Annotated in this window: 15 protein-coding genes; 7 read left to right on the plus strand and 8 right to left on the minus strand. The window is 57.1% G+C overall.

Features of this window, described 5'->3' with window-relative positions; all coding sequences use genetic code 11:
• Nucleotides 1-326: 326 nt before the first annotated feature.
• On the plus strand, nt 327-1,091 hold the full coding sequence (locus HDE75_RS20305; RefSeq protein ID WP_183679425.1) for a 5'-methylthioadenosine/adenosylhomocysteine nucleosidase: 765 nt from the start codon (nt 327-329) through the stop codon (nt 1,089-1,091).
• 62 nt (nt 1,092-1,153) lie between these two features.
• Here the strand turns inward: HDE75_RS20305 and putA are convergent, their stop codons facing one another.
• Nucleotides 1,154-4,807, minus strand: a complete 3,654-nt coding sequence (gene putA, locus HDE75_RS20310; RefSeq protein ID WP_183679423.1) for a trifunctional transcriptional regulator/proline dehydrogenase/L-glutamate gamma-semialdehyde dehydrogenase — start codon at nt 4,805-4,807, stop codon at nt 1,154-1,156.
• A gap of 208 nt (nt 4,808-5,015) precedes the next feature.
• Between putA and HDE75_RS20315 the strand changes: the two genes are divergently transcribed.
• Both HDE75_RS20315 and HDE75_RS20320 read left to right on the plus strand, forming a co-directional pair.
• Nucleotides 5,016-5,471 (plus strand): Lrp/AsnC ligand binding domain-containing protein, encoded by a 456-nt coding sequence (locus tag HDE75_RS20315; RefSeq protein ID WP_010393827.1) that lies wholly within the window; start codon nt 5,016-5,018, stop codon nt 5,469-5,471.
• Nucleotides 5,472-5,681: 210 nt separating this feature from the next.
• Nucleotides 5,682-7,247 (plus strand): methyl-accepting chemotaxis protein, encoded by a 1,566-nt coding sequence (locus HDE75_RS20320; protein ID WP_183679421.1) that lies wholly within the window; start codon nt 5,682-5,684, stop codon nt 7,245-7,247.
• Nucleotides 7,248-7,393: 146 nt separating this feature from the next.
• Here HDE75_RS20320 and HDE75_RS20325 read toward each other — a convergent pair whose 3' ends face one another.
• Nucleotides 7,394-8,374, minus strand: coding sequence for a LysR family transcriptional regulator (locus tag HDE75_RS20325; protein ID WP_183679419.1), 981 nt, complete (start codon nt 8,372-8,374; stop codon nt 7,394-7,396).
• Nucleotides 8,375-8,585: 211 nt separating this feature from the next.
• On the opposite strand from HDE75_RS20325, the gene HDE75_RS20330 reads away from it, so the two are divergent.
• A complete protein-coding gene (locus tag HDE75_RS20330) occupies nt 8,586-8,816 on the plus strand; it encodes a hypothetical protein (protein ID WP_183679417.1) in 231 nt (76 codons plus the stop codon).
• A 4-nt stretch (nt 8,817-8,820) separates the two neighbouring features.
• Here HDE75_RS20330 and HDE75_RS20335 read toward each other — a convergent pair whose 3' ends face one another.
• From HDE75_RS20335 to HDE75_RS20355, 5 genes are all read right to left on the minus strand, one after another.
• The gene (locus HDE75_RS20335) at nt 8,821-9,420 is read right to left on the minus strand and encodes a chalcone isomerase family protein (protein WP_260174211.1); all 600 of its coding nucleotides are present in this window, start codon (nt 9,418-9,420) and stop codon (nt 8,821-8,823) included.
• A gap of 110 nt (nt 9,421-9,530) precedes the next feature.
• Nucleotides 9,531-9,785: a YfhL family 4Fe-4S dicluster ferredoxin gene (locus HDE75_RS20340; protein WP_183679415.1), complete on the minus strand. Its 255-nt coding sequence runs from the start codon at nt 9,783-9,785 to the stop codon at nt 9,531-9,533.
• A gap of 14 nt (nt 9,786-9,799) precedes the next feature.
• The gene (gene coaD, locus HDE75_RS20345; RefSeq protein WP_183679413.1) at nt 9,800-10,297 is read right to left on the minus strand and encodes a pantetheine-phosphate adenylyltransferase; all 498 of its coding nucleotides are present in this window, start codon (nt 10,295-10,297) and stop codon (nt 9,800-9,802) included.
• Between the two features lie 110 nt (nt 10,298-10,407).
• The gene (gene rsmD / locus HDE75_RS20350; RefSeq protein WP_183679411.1) at nt 10,408-11,067 is read right to left on the minus strand and encodes a 16S rRNA (guanine(966)-N(2))-methyltransferase RsmD; all 660 of its coding nucleotides are present in this window, start codon (nt 11,065-11,067) and stop codon (nt 10,408-10,410) included.
• An 89-nt stretch (nt 11,068-11,156) separates the two neighbouring features.
• On the minus strand, nt 11,157-12,053 hold the full coding sequence (locus HDE75_RS20355; protein WP_183679409.1) for a DUF6279 family lipoprotein: 897 nt from the start codon (nt 12,051-12,053) through the stop codon (nt 11,157-11,159).
• Nucleotides 12,054-12,077: 24 nt separating this feature from the next.
• Between HDE75_RS20355 and glmU the strand changes: the two genes are divergently transcribed.
• Entirely contained in the window at nt 12,078-13,454 is a 1,377-nt protein-coding gene (gene glmU, locus HDE75_RS20360; protein ID WP_183679407.1) for a bifunctional UDP-N-acetylglucosamine diphosphorylase/glucosamine-1-phosphate N-acetyltransferase GlmU, read from the plus strand.
• A 673-nt stretch (nt 13,455-14,127) separates the two neighbouring features.
• Here glmU and HDE75_RS20365 read toward each other — a convergent pair.
• A complete protein-coding gene (locus HDE75_RS20365) occupies nt 14,128-14,601 on the minus strand; it encodes an Lrp/AsnC family transcriptional regulator (RefSeq protein WP_183679406.1) in 474 nt (157 codons plus the stop codon).
• A gap of 161 nt (nt 14,602-14,762) precedes the next feature.
• Between HDE75_RS20365 and glmS the strand changes: the two genes are divergently transcribed.
• Both glmS and HDE75_RS20375 read left to right on the plus strand, forming a co-directional pair.
• Complete coding sequence (glmS, locus tag HDE75_RS20370) at nt 14,763-16,592, plus strand: glutamine--fructose-6-phosphate transaminase (isomerizing) (RefSeq protein ID WP_183679404.1); 1,830 nt, start codon at nt 14,763-14,765, stop codon at nt 16,590-16,592.
• A 481-nt stretch (nt 16,593-17,073) separates the two neighbouring features.
• Complete coding sequence (locus HDE75_RS20375) at nt 17,074-17,403, plus strand: SLATT domain-containing protein (protein ID WP_183679402.1); 330 nt, start codon at nt 17,074-17,076, stop codon at nt 17,401-17,403.
• Nucleotides 17,404-17,493 lie beyond the last annotated feature (90 nt).

Genomic DNA, 17,493 nt, shown 5'->3' on the forward strand with positions numbered 1-17,493 from the left:
TCCACAGGATGAGATGTGGGGAAACTCGTCTTTTGTCCACACGCGTACTTTTATCCCAAACATGGCCGCCATCGATACAGTCTTTATGCAGCGACTTTTTTATGGCCTAAGTCGATGATTTTTTGATGGTATACCTAGTTATCCACAGAAAAATGGTCGTTTACTATCACTACTATTTTTATGTATACATCTTTATTTAAAACATCTATACAGGCACGGACGGTGGAAAACCACGCTGCACGGCTGTTTCACCCAGTTTTCTGTCTTCAAAACGATCGTTCTCACTTCCATACGAGTAAAAAACAGCAATGAATTCAAGCAAAAAAATGCGTTTAGGCATCATTAGTGCTCTGCACGAAGAACAGCAGGGGCTGATAGAAGCCATGCAAGGGCCTGTAAGGCATTCGCACGGCATGCGTGAGTACACCCTGGGAACCCTGTGGGAAATCGACGCTGTGTGCGTTCTATCGCGTATAGGCAAGGTTGCCGCTGCCATGACAGCTTCTATCCTTGTGGAAAAGTACGGAGTTACCCACATTGTCTTCACAGGCGTTGCCGGCAGTGGAGATCTGACAGTAAACGTGGGCGATATCGTGGTGGCAGAATCGTTGTTGCAGCACGATATGGATGCCAGCCCTTTGTTTCCCCGCTTTGAAGTGCCTTTGACCGGTTTACAGCGCTTTGGCAGCGATCTGGCGTTGAGTAGCGCACTGGCAGCTGCCAGCGAGCATTTTTTGCGCCAGCAGGCTGAAAAACCCGCTGACAGCGTCCTGGAAATCGAGGAGTTTGGTTTGCAGCAAGCCAGAGTGCACCGCGGCATGATCGCCAGCGGCGACCAGTTCATCAGTAGCGCGGCCCATTTGCGCCAACTCAAGCAGGATCTGCCCGATTTGCTGGCCGTTGAAATGGAAGGCGCCGCCGTGGCGCAAGTTTGTTTTGAACTGGGTGTGCCGTTTACCGTCATGCGCACGATCTCGGACAACGCCAATGAAGAGGCGGCGGTCGACTTCATGCGCTTTGTGCAGACGGTGGCGTCGCGTTATGCGTTTGGCGTCATTAACAACCTGTGCCAGCGTTTGAGGGACTTTTAAAACTTGCATAAAAAAAGGGCAGAACCATCGGTTCTGCCCTTTTGCCTTACGAAACTACAAGCTTACACACTCAACATCATCAAGCTGGCATTCCCACCCGCCGCCGTCGTATTCACGCACAGCGCGCGCTCAGCGACCAAACGCCACAGGGGGATGACACCCTCCTCGGTCGTCTCGATCGTGCCCACCAGCGCCCCATCACGGGCCGCCAGCAGCGGTTTGAGCTGGCTATCGAGTACCGGTTCGATCATGGCGATCTGGAAATCATGTTTTCCGGACTCAATATTGTTGATGACCTGGATACGGTCTTTCAACGCTGGCGGCAGATCGGCAGGAATCAGGCTGGTTGATTGCGCCAGCACCAGGGCCTGGTTGCCCGTCGCCAGCACGGCAGCCAATTGATTCATCAGCACGCCCGTGTTGACGGCGGCGCACAGAATCGTGCCGCGCGCAGCAAAGCTCAGGGTATTGCGCTCGCCCGTCGGGCCAGGCAAGACGATGCTGCTGTCCAACAATGTGGTGCGCGCGTATTCCTGCGCCAGATGCATGACCTTGTCCTGGCCGTGCTGCTTGGCCCATACCGTCAGTGCATCAAGTGCCGGGGACGCCTGGCGCTGGTGCTGCGCGCCTGGTGCTGCATTGCGTTGCAGACGTTTCAGGTACAAGGGACCACCGGCTTTCGGGCCGGTGCCCGATTTGCCTTCGCCGCCAAACGGTTGCACGCCGACCACGGCGCCCACGATGTTGCGGTTCACATAGATATTGCCCACATGGGCGCGGCTGGTAATGAAGTCGATGGTTTCATCGATGCGCGTATGGATGCCCAGGGTCAAGCCGTAACCGCTGTCATTGATCGATTGCAGCAGTTGCGGCAACTCCGCGCGCTTGTAGCGGATCACGTGCAGCACGGGGCCAAAGACTTCCTGCGTCAATTGCCCCAGCGATTTGATTTCCAGCACGGTCGGCGCGACAAAAGTGCCCGTGACAGGTGGCAGATCGAGCGAATAATGATCGAGGGCCACGGTTTTCATCTTGTTGATGTGCGCCAGCAGATTGCCTTGCGCTTCAGCATCGATGACGGGACCAATATCGGTCGCCAGACGATCAGGATTGCCGACGCGCAATTCCTGCATCGCGCCTTTCAGCATCTTGATGGTCTTGTCGGCGATTTCTTCTTGCAGGAACAACACGCGCAAGGCTGAGCAGCGCTGGCCGGCGCTGTCAAAAGCGGACGACATCACGTCTTGCACCACTTGTTCCGGCAAGGCGGACGAATCGACGATCAAGGCATTCTGGCCACCGGTTTCAGCGATCAGGGGAATATCCACCGACTCAGCCACGGCGCGCGCAGCCAGGGTGCGGTTGATCAATTGCGCCACTTCTGTCGACCCCGTGAAAATCACGCCTTTGACTCTTGCATCGTTGCACAGGCCGGCGCCGACCACTTCACCGCTGCCTGGCAGGAATTGCAGCGCGCCTTGCGGTACGCCTGCTGCGTGCAGCAATTGCACGGCGCGGTAAGCGATCAGCGGTGTTTGCTCGGCCGGCTTGGCCAGCACCACGTTGCCGGCGGCCAGGGCTGCAGCCACCTGGCCGGTGAAAATGGCCAGCGGGAAGTTCCATGGGCTGATGCAGGTGACCGGGCCCAGCGCCAGGGTGTTGGGTGCGTGCTCGACCTGGGCCGCATAGTAGCGCAGGAAGTCGACCGCTTCGCGGATTTCAGCGATGGCGTTCGGCAAGGATTTACCGGCTTCGCGGATCGCCAGGGCCATCAGCTCGACATGGTGTTCTTCGAACAGGTCGGCGGCACGCTGCAGCGCTTGTGCGCGTAATAAAGGTTCCGTGGTTTGCCAATCCATGGCGTAGGCGGCGGCGCTGGCCAGCGCCGTTTCCACGTCGGCTGGGCCCGCTTCGGCGACCGTGCCCACGTGGTCTTCGTGGCGGGCAGGATTGCTGATGCGTTGCGTCGCTGCATTGACGCTGACGGCGCCATCGATCAGCGGCGCTGCATTCCACGTGTAGTCCTGGGCGATGCTGCTGGACAAGGCGCGCAGGGTGTCGTCGTTCGACAGGTCCAGGCCTGCCGAATTTTTACGCTCGCTGCCAAACATGGCCAGCGGCAAGGGAATCGATGGGTGCGGCAAGCCGCCCTGCTCGCGCGCCAGGTCCAGCGGATTGCGGATCAGACTATCGATGGCCACGCTTTCATCGACGATCTGGTTGACGAAGGACGAGTTGGCGCCGTTTTCCAGCAGGCGGCGCACCAGGTAGGCCAGCAAGGTTTCATGCGAGCCGACCGGCGCGTAGATACGGCAAGGCTTGTCCAGGTTGGCCGGGCCGACCACCTGGTCGTACAGGGTTTCGCCCATGCCGTGCAGGCACTGGAATTCATAATCGGTAATGCCGTCGCGCTTGGCCCAGGTGTAGATGGTCGACAAGGTTTGCGCGTTGTGCGTGGCAAATTGCGGGTAGATCAGGCTATTGGCGGCCAGCAGTTTTTGCGCGCACACCAGGTAAGAGACGTCCGTGTAGACCTTGCGCGTGTAGACCGGGTAGCCGCTCTGGCCATCGACCTGGGCGCGTTTGATTTCCGCATCCCAATACGCGCCCTTGACCAGGCGCACCATGAATTTACGGTTGCTGCGCTTTGCCAGGTCGATCAGGAAATCGATGGCGAACGGGCAGCGTTTTTGATACGCCTGCACCACATAACCGATGCCTTCGAAGCCGGCCAGGTCAGGATCAAAGGCCAGCACTTCCATCATGTCCAATGACAATTCCAGGCGGTCGGTTTCTTCCGCATCGATATTGAAACCGATGTTGTATTGCTTGGCCAGCAAGAGCAGCGCCTTGACTTTCGGCAGCAATTCTTCCAGCACGCGGGCCCGCTGGGCGCGGCTGTAGCGCGGATGCAGGGCCGACAGCTTGACGGAAATGCCGGGGCCATTCTTGATGCCGCGGCCATTCGAGGCCTTGCCGATGGCGTGGATCGCCGTTTCATACGATTGATAGTAAAACGCGGCGTCGTTTTCCGTCAGCGCCGCTTCGCCCAGCATGTCGTAGGAATAGCGGTAGCCGCGCGTTTCATTCTCGCGGCTGTTTTTCAAGGCTTCTTCGATGGTTTGGCCCGTTACAAACTGGTTGCCCAGCATGCGCATGGCCAGGTCGACGCCTTTGCGTATCAGCGGTTCGCCGCCCTTGGCGATCAGTTTTGTCAGCGCCGCGCCCAGGCCGGTTTCGCTGCTGGTACTGACCAGTTTGCCAGTAATCAGCAAGCCCCAGGTGGCCGCGTTGACGAACATCGATGGCGATTCGCCCAGATGCTTGCGCCAGTCGCCTTTGCTGATTTTGTCGGCGATCAGGCGATCGGCCGTTTGAGTGTCGGGTATACGCAACAGCGCTTCCGCCAAACACATCAGTGCAACACCCTCTTCGGATGATAGTGAGAACTCATGCATCAGTGCATCGACGCCCGATGCGCGTGTGCGTTTTTGGCGCACGTTGGAGACCAGATTGTGGGCCAGCGCTTGCGCTTCGGCGGTGGTTTCAGCGCTGCTGGCGCGCACTTGTTCCAGCAGCCATTGCACGGCGGATACCTCATCGCGCCTATAGGCAGCAGTGATGGCAGCGCGTTGGGGCGTGGCTGCAGGCAGGATTTCCGCCTGGAGCACAGCAAAAGGAATCGGGGTAATAGCCGAAGGACCTGCAGGGTGCATAGAAGCTCTTTACAAGGAAAAATAAGACGAAACTTGCGCTATTTTTTGCCCCTTTTTGGTGCAAAAATAGACAGAAAGTCGGACGATAAGATGATTCGATTGTAAAGGGGATTCTTATGGATTAATTCTGGTAATACAGGGGGCTAGCAATAGATAGTTTTTGATGCGACAATTTAACCAAATAATATTTATTTGGGGGGTGATGGTAATGCTGGACAAGATCAGTAAGAAAATCTTGATGGAATTGCAGAGCGATGGTCGCATCAGCAATGTGGAACTGGCGGCACGGGTTAACCTGTCGCCTGCCGCCTGCCTGGAGCGCGTGCGCAAGCTGCACGAATCGGGCTATATCATGGGCTACACGGCCCAGTTGAACCCGCAATTGCTCGACGTATCGCTGCTGGTTTTCATCGAAGTAGTGCTGGACCGCACGACGCCGGAAGTGTTCGACGCCTTCAAGCATAGCGTACAAATCATTCCAGAGGTACTGGAATGTCATATGGTCGCTGGCGGCTTCGATTATCTGGTCAAGGCGCGGGTCAAGGATATGGCCGCTTACCGTGAATTCCTGGGCAAAACCCTGCTGCAAAAAGGCGTGCGCGAGACCCACACCTATGCCGTGATGGAAGAAGTCAAGAACACTACCAAGCTGCCCATCAAATAAGTCCAATCTGACCTCAATGTAGCCTGTCTGCTTTTCCGATTGAGCTGACAGGCTAATTGTTGTAGGGTAGGAACTATTATTCTGCTACCCGGTAGCCGCTGATACGCCACGCAGAGGGCGATTCAAGGTGTGAGGTGATGCATCGTGCCCACCCACACTGGCTGCAGCGCATCCTTCGGGGTGCGCGCGGGATTCCGCAGCGGGGGACACATGAAGCAGTTGCAGCATCCATGGGTGCGCTTTCTGGTATGCACACTCGCAGCCATCGTCCTGGCCTGTTGCCTGGTATATCTGTTGCAACTGGCAACATCCAGCCTACTTTCCCCTTATCTGATCGCCGCGCTGGCCGCCGTGCCTGGCGCCGCACTGCTGGCGCTGGCTGGCCGTCCGCGTGGCGGCAGCGACGATTTACGCCACTTCGCCGATACGGTCGGGCACGCGATCGACGACATCATGATCGGCGCGGCCGAAACCTCGTACTTTGTCGATTCCGTCAAAAAGAAGGTGGAGCTCGATGTGCAGACGGCCAGCGATATTGCCGACAGTTCCGAACAGAATGCCCGCACCACCGAAAAGATTGCAGCCAATGCTGAACGCGCCGCTACCGTGGCCGCTGGCGTGCGGGTGGAAAGCGTGGCGGCCCGGGCCGAGGTTGATCAAGGATTGAAGCGCATCAATAGCGCGCGCCAGCATGCGCAAGATGCGTCCAGCGCGATGCTGAGCCTGCAGGAAAAATCCAGGCGCATCAGCGGTTTCACGGAAGCCATTTCCGATATTTCCGCGCGCACCAATCTGCTGGCGCTGAATGCCGCCATCGAGGCGGCGCGGGCCGGCGAACATGGCCGTGGCTTTGCCGTGGTGGCCGGGGAAGTGCGGCAACTGGCGCAGCGCACCAAGGAAGCCAGCGATGAAATCAGCGTGATGGTGCGTGAAATTACCGAGCAATCCGAAAAGGCCGCGCGCGGCATGCAATCGCTGGCCGCTGGCGTGACGGAAGCGGCGCGCAATGTGGAAAGCGTGCACGGTTCACTGAGCCATATCGAGCAATCGTCGGGGGTGTCGGAAGACGAGATCGGCCAGATTGCCCGCGCTTCGCGTGAACACGTCGATACCACGCAAGTGATCGCCGACGCCATCGTGCAGATACGCGACAGCATGCTGTCGACCAATGAGCAATTGCCGCGCGCCACGCAATCGGCGATGGCGCTGGCGGAACGGGCTGAAGTGATCGCCAGCGCCATGGGTGATTCGTCGATCGCCACGCCGCACGACGCTATCCGTATCGCCGCCCAGCGCGCCGCGCACGAGGTGGGCCGCTTGTTCGAGCAAGCGATAGCTTCCGGCAAGATTACAAGTGCAGCCTTGTTCGACCGCCATTACCGCGCCATCCCGAACACCAATCCGCCCAAGCACAACACCCAATTTGATGCATTTACAGACCGGGTGCTGCCTGAGCTACAGGAAAGCTTGCTTGCTGCACTGCCGCAACTGGCGTATGCGGGCGCTGTCGACAACAATGGCTATTTCCCTACGCATAACAAGAAATTTTCACAGCCGCTGACGGGCGATTACGAGCACGACATCGTGCATAACCGCACCAAGCGCATCTTCAGCGACCGTACGGGCAGCCGTTGCGGCAGCAATACCAAGGCATTTTTATTGCAGACGTATAAGCGTGACACGGGCGAAGTCATGCATGACCTGTCGGCGCCGATTTATGTCGATGGCAAGCACTGGGGCGGCTTCCGTGTAGGCTACCGCTCCAGCGAGGGCTGAGGAACATCTGATTAAATCTGCTGCGCGTTGTAATTTGCGGCCTGCGATGCTCACTGTACTAAATGTACGGTTCCGCTTCTCGGCCACAACTTACTTCCGCTCGTTACGATTTTCTCAGATGTTCGTTGAGGTAGCTGTTTCTCAGATTACTCGACGTGCGGCTTGGCGGCCACGCCGCCGCCTGCGGCCGTGGCCGAGCGCAAGGTGGCCGTATTCATGCCTTCCAAGTGGTTGCGCAGCCATTTGTGGGCCGGGCTGCGGGCATCGCGTTCATGCCACAGCATGTCCAGGTGGACGGCCGGCAAGGCCAGCGGCAAGTCCTTGTATAACAGGGAATCGGTCATGCCGGTCGAAGCGATCAAGTGACGGGGCAAGACGGTGATCAGGTCGGAGTTGGCGACGACTTTGCCGGCAGTAAAGAATTGATTCACCGTCAGCAAGATGCGCCGTTCGCGGTGGATTTGCGCCAGCGCTTCATCGACCAGGCCATGGGCGCGGCCAGAAAAACTCACCAGCAAGTGATTCGCCGCGCAATAGTTATCCAGGGTCAGGTCGACCTTGGCCAGCGGATGGCCGCGCCGCATCACGCACACGTATTTACCGGAATACAAACGCTCATGGCGGATCGGCGAGCTGGTCTCGTACGATAATTGCGCCGCCACCCCAGGAAAGAAGCCCACCGCCAGGTCGATATCGCCGCGCAGCAGCATCGGACGCGGCTCGCGCGTAGTCAAAGGCATCATGCGCACATTCACGCCCGGCGCTTCCCGTTCGATCGAACGCATCAGCGACGGCAGCCAGAACGCGGCCGTGGCGTCGGCCATGGCCATACGGAAGGTTGCATGGGTTTTCGACACATCGAAGGTTTCCGGCGTGACCGCTGCTTCCAGGCTGGCCAGGGCCGAGCGCACGGAAGGCCACAGCGCTTCGGCGCGTGGCGTGGGTTTGACGCCATAGGCCGTGCGGATCAGCAATTCATCCCCTAGGCTTTCGCGCAGGCGCTTGATGGCGTTCGATACTGCCGGCTGCGTCATCGCCAGGTGGCCGGCTGCGCGCGTCAGGTTTTGCTCCGTCATGACGGCATCGAAAACACGCAGCAAGTTCAGGTCCAGCGTCAGGAAACTCATGGAAAGCCCAGGTAAAGAAAGTTGAAATCAGAGAAATAATGTATATGTGTAAACCGGAGTGTAAACCGCGCCGGGGGCGAATGATTTCACTCGTGAAAAAATATTACAATTCTTCATTCATGAACCATATAATTGGTATCAGGAAATGGAATTAGATTTATATGTTGCACTGCACTATAGTACGTCAAATTCTATAATGCACTGGAACAGTATGTCTACCTTCGCCACCGCCTTCTACGCAGTATCCGCACCCGTGCTGGATATTTCGCTGCTGAACGTCTTGCAGATCGCGCTCGCGATGGTGGCCATTGGTGCATTCGCGCTGCTGTTCAAGCCCTTGCTGGTGGGTATTGCACGCGCCATGGTGCTGGTGGTACGCCCTAAGCTGAGCCGTGATGAGCGTCTGGCCCAGCAGGAATTGAAATTCCGCCAGCGCGCCTGATGCCTCAGCTGGCGTCACCGAGCAGATGCGCACGCAAGGTGGTGTCTGCCGGATGGGCGCCGATCCAGATTTTCAGTAGCGCATTGTAGAAAGCCAGGTCGGGCACCGCATCGCCCAGTTGCTTGCCGTTCAGCCTGCACACCGTTCCCCCCTCTTCCGGCAACCAGTCCACCGTCAGCACATCGCCTTTTTTCAAGCCTGGCACCATGCCAAATAGCGCGCCGAATTGCATGGTTTGATTGAGCAGCCGCGTACGGTCGGCCTGGTCGGAACTGTGATCGAGCCCCTGAGTGAACGCATGTCCCAGATCTTCCGAGCTGATATCGCGCAGCATGACGATTTCCAGCCGGCGCGGGCCGGGCAGCGCCAGCACGTCGGCCAGCTGGGTTTTCTTTTCCGGTAAGTACAGCGCGATGGTGTACACCTGGAACACGATCTTGTAGCGTACGCCAGCGCCATTGAGTTTCAGCGCATGGCTGCCCAATTGCACGGTGTCATCGAGTTTGACGCCGCCAACTTCCACCGCCAGCGCGGGTTGCAGCATGGCGCCGCACAGGCACAAGACCGCCAGGTGGCGGCCGAACAGGGACTTGTTGCCGTGCATCTACTGCCTCCAAAGAAATCACTGCGCTGAGTAAATCAGTCTACAGTGTAAAACAGTTGGCAGAAGCTGGCGCGATGTTGCGGTAAGGAACGCTGGCGCTGGAAAGCGGATCAGGTTTTCTCTGCTGTCAGCCGCTCGTACTTGGCCATCAGCTCGTCGCGGCTTTCGCGCCAGGCGGGATTGAAGGGAATGCAGCTGACGGGGCATACTTGCTGGCATTGCGGTTCATCGAAATGGCCCACGCACTCGGTGCATTTGTTGGGATCGATCTCGTAGATTTCTGCGCCCATATAGATCGCGTCATTCGGGCACTCAGGCTCGCAGATGTCGCAATTGATGCATTCGTCGGTGATTAATAAAGCCATGATTACACTCTTACTTAGTCGGGCAGCGCGGCATTGGCGGCAATCTTGTTTTGCAGCCAGCGGTTGACCGAAGGGAAGACAAACTTGGAAACGTCGCCGCCCAGCGCCGCGATTTCGCGCACGATGGTGCCCGAAATAAACTGGTACTGGTCGGACGGGGTCAAAAACATGGTTTCGACATCGGGCAGCAGGTAGCGGTTCATGCCCGCCATCTGGAATTCGTATTCGAAGTCGGACACGGCGCGCAAGCCGCGCACGATGACACGTGCTTCATGCTTGCGCACGAAATCCTTGAGCAGGCCGGAAAAGCTTTCCACCTGCACATTCGGATAATGGCCCAGGACTTCGTTGGCGATTTCCAGGCGTTCGTCGAGCGAGAAAAACGGTTTTTTGTTTTTACTGTCGGCGACACCGACGATCAGCTTGTCAAACAGACCCGATGCGCGGCGCACCAAATCTTCATGACCACGCGTGAGCGGATCGAATGTTCCTGGATAAACTGCTACAACCATTGCGGCTCCCTGACGATGCACCAATATAGACGCGCATTATGCCTCAAATTGGGGTACCGCCTTGGGCCAGGGCCTGATTTTGCCTAAATTATAGGCAGAAAATGGCAGATTCAGGCAGTTGCCGCCACTTTGTTGTAAGTTAGCAAATGATAGTAGACCGTACCCGCTTTATCGGCGCGGATGACTTCCCACGGCGCCATCCAGTCCGGTTTCTCCAATTCACTGTTCTCATCAAAGACCAGCGGCAAGCCCGATTCCGCATACACGATGCCGCCTTCTTTCAGCAGCGAGCGGCACAGGGGCAAGGCCTTGGCCAGGAAATCCTGCTGGTAAGGCGGGTCGAGGAAGATCAGGTCAAAACGTTGGCCGCGTGCCGCCAGGCTTTGCGCCGTCAGCAAGGCGTCGCCGCGCAGCAACTGCACATTGTCGGCACGCAATTTTGCCTTGTTTTCTTCCAGCTGGCGGATCACTGGCGTATGCGTATCGACCATGGTGACGGAGGCGGCGCCACGGCTGGCTGCCTCGAAACCGAGTGCGCCGCTGCCTGCGAACAGGTCGAGCACCTGGGCGTTGGCCCAGTCGCCATCGCGCAAGTGGTTGATCCAGTTAAACAAGGTTTCGCGCACCCTGTCTGGTGTGGGGCGCAAGCCCAGTGCCTGTAAAACAGGCAGCACTGAGCGTTTCCATTGTCCGCCGATGATGCGTACCTGGTTCGGTGGCGGCGCGTGGTGGACGGGGACTTTGGCGGGTTTTTTGATCTTCTTTTGCATGGGGATTTCTTCATTCAATGGCGGCCACTATAGCATATGGCCCCTCGCCCACCGGCAGCGCCCCCTGCTGGCGCTGCTTGCCGTTCACCCTATTTGGCTTGCGTGGCCAGGCTATTGAAATCGTCGATCCAGCCCTGCATGCGCTTGATGGCGTGAGCCTTCTGCGCAGGTGTGGCCAGCTGTATGGCGGTCAAGACAAACTGCGCCGTGCTGTTTTCATAGGCGTCAAAGAAAGCCTTGCGCTCGGAATGCTCGAGACGCTCGAAACTATCCTTGATCAAGCCATTGATCAAGGTCACGGTGGCGTCCTTGCTGAGCTTTTCCTGCTGCACTTTCTTGACCAGGGTCAGCACATTTTGCTGGCGCCGCATGCGTTCATCGAGCCAGATGGCGTTATCGAGCGGGCGCGCATCCGAGGCCTTGCGCAAGACGGCCTCCTGCTCGCTGCTGAAGCTGCCGAACCAAAGCTCGAATTGCTCCATGGCTTTTTTGTAGCGCAGCTTCTGGCGCTGTTCCTGGTCGCCGCTCAGGTACTTCTTGCGGTAGTCGTCATTGTTGGACTTGAATTTCTTTTCCATTTGCACGATCTGCTCGGGTTTCAGCGATCGCGCCAGGTCGGCCAGTTCCGGCGCCGCCTTCAGCAGCAGGGTTTGCGTGCGCTGCTTGACTTCCGCATAGTCGGCGATCAGGTCTGCCTGCGTGACATTGCCCTGCAATTGCTTCTGGCCGGTACGCAAGATCTCCACATAATCCTTCAGCTGCGTCTTGCGGTGCCAGTCGAACAGCTTGCCGATATCGTCGCGCACCCAGTCCTTCTGGTCGCGGTCCAGGTCGACATAGGCGTTCAGCCACCAATACAAGACGGTATCGCCATTGTTATAGGCCAGGCGCAAACCGCTGCAAGCCGTCATGGCTGCCAGCAGCAGCGCCAGCACCGCATAAGTAAAGCGCCTGGAGTATGGGGCCTGCGTGTTAAAATTTTTCATATTCTCAACTGGTAAATTCGGACTATGAACGTTGTCATTCTCGCCGCCGGCATGGGCAAGCGCATGCAATCTGCCCTGCCTAAAGTACTGCATCCACTGGCGGGCAAGCCGCTGCTGTCGCATGTGATCGATACGGCGCGCAGTCTGGCGCCGTCCAAATTATGCGTGATTTATGGACATGGGGGCGCAGCGGTGCTGAAACTGCTGGAGCTATACAATGCCACGCATGAATTACCGATTGCCGCCGCGGAACAGGCGCAGCAGCTGGGTACGGGCCATGCCGTGCAGCAAGCGCTGCCTTTGCTCGATGACCACGTGCCCACCTTGATCCTGTATGGCGACGTGCCGCTGACCAGCGCCGTTTCCCTGCAGCATCTGGTGCAAGCGGCTGGCCGCGACAAGCTGGCAATTCTGACGGTGGAACAGGATGATCCATTCGGCCTGGGCCGCATCGTGCGCGAGGACGGCGCCATCGTGCGCATCGTCGAGGAAAAAGACGCGACGAATACCGAACGTGCCATCCGTGAAATCAATAGCGGCATCATGGTCGCGCCGACCGTGCAACTGAAAAAATGGTTGTCGGCCTTGTCGAACGACAATGCGCAAGGCGAATACTATCTGACCGACATCGTGGCCCAAGCCGTGGCGGACGGCGTGAGCGTCACCTCGGCCCAGCCTGGCTCCGTATGGGAAGTCGCCGGCGTCAACAGCAAGGTGCAACTGGCCCAGCTGGAACGCATCCACCAGAACAATATCGCGCAAGCCTTGCTTGAGCGTGGCGTGACCCTGCTCGACCCGGCCCGCATCGATGTGCGCGGTGAACTCATTTGCGGCCGTGACGTGACCATCGACGTCGGCTGCGTGTTCGAAGGCCTGGTGGAACTGGGTGATGGCGTGCGCGTGGGCGCCAATAACGTGCTGGTCAATGCCAAGGTGGCGGCCGGCGCGCACATCAAACCGTTCTGCCATATCGAAGACGCCGTGGTTGGCGCCAGTTCGGTGATCGGTCCGTACGCGCGCTTGCGCCCTGGCACCGTGCTGGCGGAAGACGTGCATGTCGGTAACTTCGTCGAAGTCAAGAACAGCCAGATCGCCGCCCACAGCAAGGCCAATCACCTGGCCTATATCGGCGACGCCACCATCGGTTCGCGCGTCAACGTAGGCGCCGGCACCATCACCTGCAACTACGATGGCGTCAACAAGTTCCGCACGGTGATCGAAGACGATGCCTTTATCGGCAGCGATAGCCAGCTGATCGCGCCCGTCACGGTGGGCAAAGGCGCGACTCTGGGCGCAGGCACCACCCTGTCGAAAGATGCACCGGCGGGCAAGCTGACCATCTCGCGCGCCAAACAAATCACCATCGACGGCTGGACGCGTCCCATCAAGATCGCCAAGTAATACTGTCAGGTAATACTGCTAAGTAACTGAGTACAGCGCCGCCAACCTTCACGGGCTGGCGGCTTTTTTTTGCCTTCAGATTACCTGTGGATAAGCTTGTGGAAATAATACTGGCAAGTCGGGATAACTGAGCATGGTTAGTGACTCTTTCTCCTAAGTATTATTTTCCCATTGTGGATAAACATGTGAACAAGCCCTGGTACAAGTGCTGGATAAGGCCTGTATAAGCACTGTAAAAGTGGTGTAGAAGCAGTGGAAAAAACGGGATAAGTTTACTGCTGTTCGTCCGCCAGTAGCCTTGTCAGCCTTGGCATAGTCATCACAAAATTACAGCCTGAATTTATATGTCTGTGATGTGGATAAGCCTGTGCGTAATCGCTGGATAATTGATGGATAACTTGTAAGCTATTGAATTTTCTGTTTATTTTGACTTTTTTGGCGTATCGGCCTTGTGGGTAAATCTGTGTACAAGCCTGTGATTAGCATGTGGGCAAGCAGCTAACAAGATGGGATAAGTGATTGCTGCCAGCTTACGCATGATTTTTCCACAGGACATTTTTTACATGGCTGATGTTGTGGTGTCGTGAGCCGGTGGCAATGCTTGTGGATAAGATTGTGTATAAGGTGACTAACAAGCCGGGATAACTTGTCAGTATTCCTGCTTGCACGGCGATTACACGGCGATACGGGTCTCGAACTTGCTGCGGAAGGTAGAGAAATACGCTTTCACATTGCGCACATTGGCGTGCGTGGCAAACAGCCGGTGCGCCAGCGCATGGTAGGCGGGCATATCGGCCACCTGCACGATCAGCACGAAGTCGGGCCCCGGCGAAACGCGGTAGCATTGCAGTACGGCCGCTTCCTGGGCCACCAGCGCTTCAAATTGCTCCATACGCTCGAACGCCTGCACATCAAGCGTGATTTCCACGATGGCGCTCAAGCGTGCCCCCACCATGTGCGGCGCGACGATGGCCACCTGCCGTTCGATCACGCCGGTTTCCGTCAAATGCTTGACGCGCCGCAAACAAGTTGGCGCCGACACATGAACTTCCTGCGCCAGCTCACTATTGGTTTGCGTTGCGTCAACTTGTAAGGCATTCAGAATGCGACGATCAATATCGTCCAGGGTGATGGCGGTCTCGTTCATGGATTTGATGAATTTAAAAAAAAAATCACATTAAATGAAATAATATTTCATCGTCAAATATACATGAAATATTTAGTCAAAAGTAGATGGATTTAGAAAGCTTATTTCATGCGCTCTGCTTTAGCATGCCTGCATTCACCATTTTCTAACACGAGGTTTCCATGTGCGGCATCGTCGGCGCAGTAGCGCAACGTAATATCACTCCCATCCTGCTCGAAGGCTTGAAGCGCCTGGAATACCGCGGTTATGATTCCTGCGGCATCGCCCTGCATGCCGATGGCCGTTTGCAGCGTTCGCGCTCCACTTCGCGCGTGGCCGAACTGGAAAAGCAGATCGCCGAAGAAGGCTTGGGCGGCTACACGGGCATCGCCCACACGCGCTGGGCCACGCATGGCGCACCCGTCAACTTCAATGCCCACCCGCACTTTTCCCCAACGGAAGAAAACGCCCGCGTAGCGCTGGTGCATAACGGCATCATTGAAAACCACGACACATTGCGCGCCGAACTGACGGCCCTGGGTTATGTGTTCCAGAGCCAGACCGATACCGAAGTCATCGCCCACCTGGTCGAGCACATGTATGACGGCGACTTGTTCGACACCGTGCAGCAAGCCGTGAAACGCCTCGATGGCGCTTACGCAATTGCCGTTTTCTGCCGCGACGAACCGCACCGCGTGGTTGCTGCGCGCCAGGGCTCGCCCCTGATCGTGGGCCTGGGCAATGGTGAAAACTTTGTCGCCTCCGACGCCATGGCGCTGGCCGGCACCACCGACCAGATCATTTACCTGGAAGAAGGCGACGTGGTCGACCTGCAACTGTCGCGCTGCTGGATCGTCGACGTCAACGGCAAGCCAGTCGAGCGTGAAGTCAAAACCGTGCACGCGCATACGGGTGCGGCCGAGCTGGGCCCGTACCGCCATTATATGCAGAAGGAAATCTTCGAACAGCCACGCGCCATTGGCGATACGCTCGAAGGTGTCACGGCCATCATGCCCGAGCTGTTTGGCGACAATGCCTATAAAATCTTCAAGCAGATCGACCGCGTGCTGATCCTCGCCTGCGGCACCAGCTCGTATGCGGGCATGACGGCCAAGTACTGGATCGAATCGATTGCGAAAGTGCCCGTCAGCGTGGAAGTGGCCAGCGAATACCGCTACCGCGACAGCGTGCCGCACCCGAACACCCTGGTGGTGACCATCTCGCAAAGCGGCGAAACGGCCGACACTCTGGCCGCCCTGAAACACGCGCGCAGCCTGGGCATGCAGCACACTTTAACTATCTGCAACGTGGCCACCAGCGCCATGGTGCGCGAATGCGCTCTGGCCTACATCACCCGCGCCGGCGTGGAAGTGGGTGTCGCCTCGACCAAGGCCTTCACAACGCAGCTGGCCGGCCTGTTCCTGCTGACCCTGTGCCTGGCGCAAGTGAACGGCCGCCTGTCCGAAGAGCAAGAAGCCGCCCACCTGAAAGCCATGCGCCACTTGCCTGTCGCCATCGCTTCCGTGCTGGCGCTGGAACCGCAAATCATCGCCTGGTCCGAAGAATTCGCCCGCAAGGAAAACGCCCTCTTCCTGGGTCGCGGCATGCACTACCCGATCGCCCTGGAAGGCGCGCTGAAGCTGAAAGAAATTTCCTACATCCACGCCGAAGCCTATCCCGCCGGCGAGCTGAAACACGGCCCGCTGGCGCTGGTCACCAATGAAATGCCAGTCGTCACCATCGCCCCCAACGATGCGCTGATCGAAAAGCTGAAGTCGAACATGCAGGAAGTGCGCGCCCGCGGCGGCCAGCTGTACGTCTTCGCCGACGTCGACTCCCGCATCAGCTCCGGCGAAGGTCTGCACGTGATCCGCCTGCCAGAACACTACGGCGATTTGTCACCGATCCTGCACGTGTGCGCACTGCAATTGCTGGCGTACCACACGGCGCTGGCACGGGGCACGGATGTGGATAAGCCGAGGAATTTGGCTAAGTCGGTGACGGTGGAGTGAGGGTAATCCCCCCATTTTTATGATGTGGACGAACAATAAACTCGAACACAAAACAATAAAGTCGGACACAAAACAATAAAGTTTGACACAAGTGGCCCATGCTACTTGACATTCGCAGAAGCCCATGTGTGCCGTGATCTGGCCACGTGGGCTTTTTTAATGCCGCGACGCTGGTGTTTCAATGACTCCACGGTGAGTTGACGAGAGTAAATAAAGTTGGTCGAACCGGAATAAGGTGGTCGGACAAGGGTGACTTTAGCGAAGGTAACGCACGTCCGCTTCCGATCTCGGCCTAACTATTGTTGAAAAAAAATGGGAATTGCAGTAATGTCATGCTAGGAGAGCACGCTAGACCATCAGGACCCCTTTCCGGGGTGACTCTAATCCCACGATGGCCCTGTCATCGGCCTCGGCTGTCCCCAATTCATCGGGGAGTTTAACCTTGCATAAATCCCGTGCTCTCCCCCTATTTGGATAAATCTTGACGACTTCTGAACGCGCAAGCAAATTAGCTAACAATGTTGTCTGGTTCACTCGTAAGGCGTGGATCAATGCAGAAAAACGCCTTCTGAAAAACGACTTTCATACGCAACTATTGATGGTGGCTTACGCCGCTTACACCAGTTGCCTTTCGGTCGTGCTACTCAAATATGAGCCACCTCCAACAGATAAAAATTACATCGACAGCAGCTTGGCGGTGCTTTCTATCGTTTTGTTGGCTCTTTCCCTTTACCTCAATACTAAATCGTTCAAAGATCGTGCGGCACGGTTCAAAAGTGGCTACCATGATCTGCAAAGTATAGAAGTGTAGTGGTCAACCCATCCCGGACACTACGTTAAGTTTTTCTTCGGTGACGGCCGGTGCCAATCCGTGATTGAACTGATGTGGCCGTATCCAGTT

It is taken from the genome of Janthinobacterium silvisoli (genome assembly GCF_014200725.1).
Classification (GTDB): domain Bacteria; phylum Pseudomonadota; class Gammaproteobacteria; order Burkholderiales; family Burkholderiaceae_D; genus Janthinobacterium.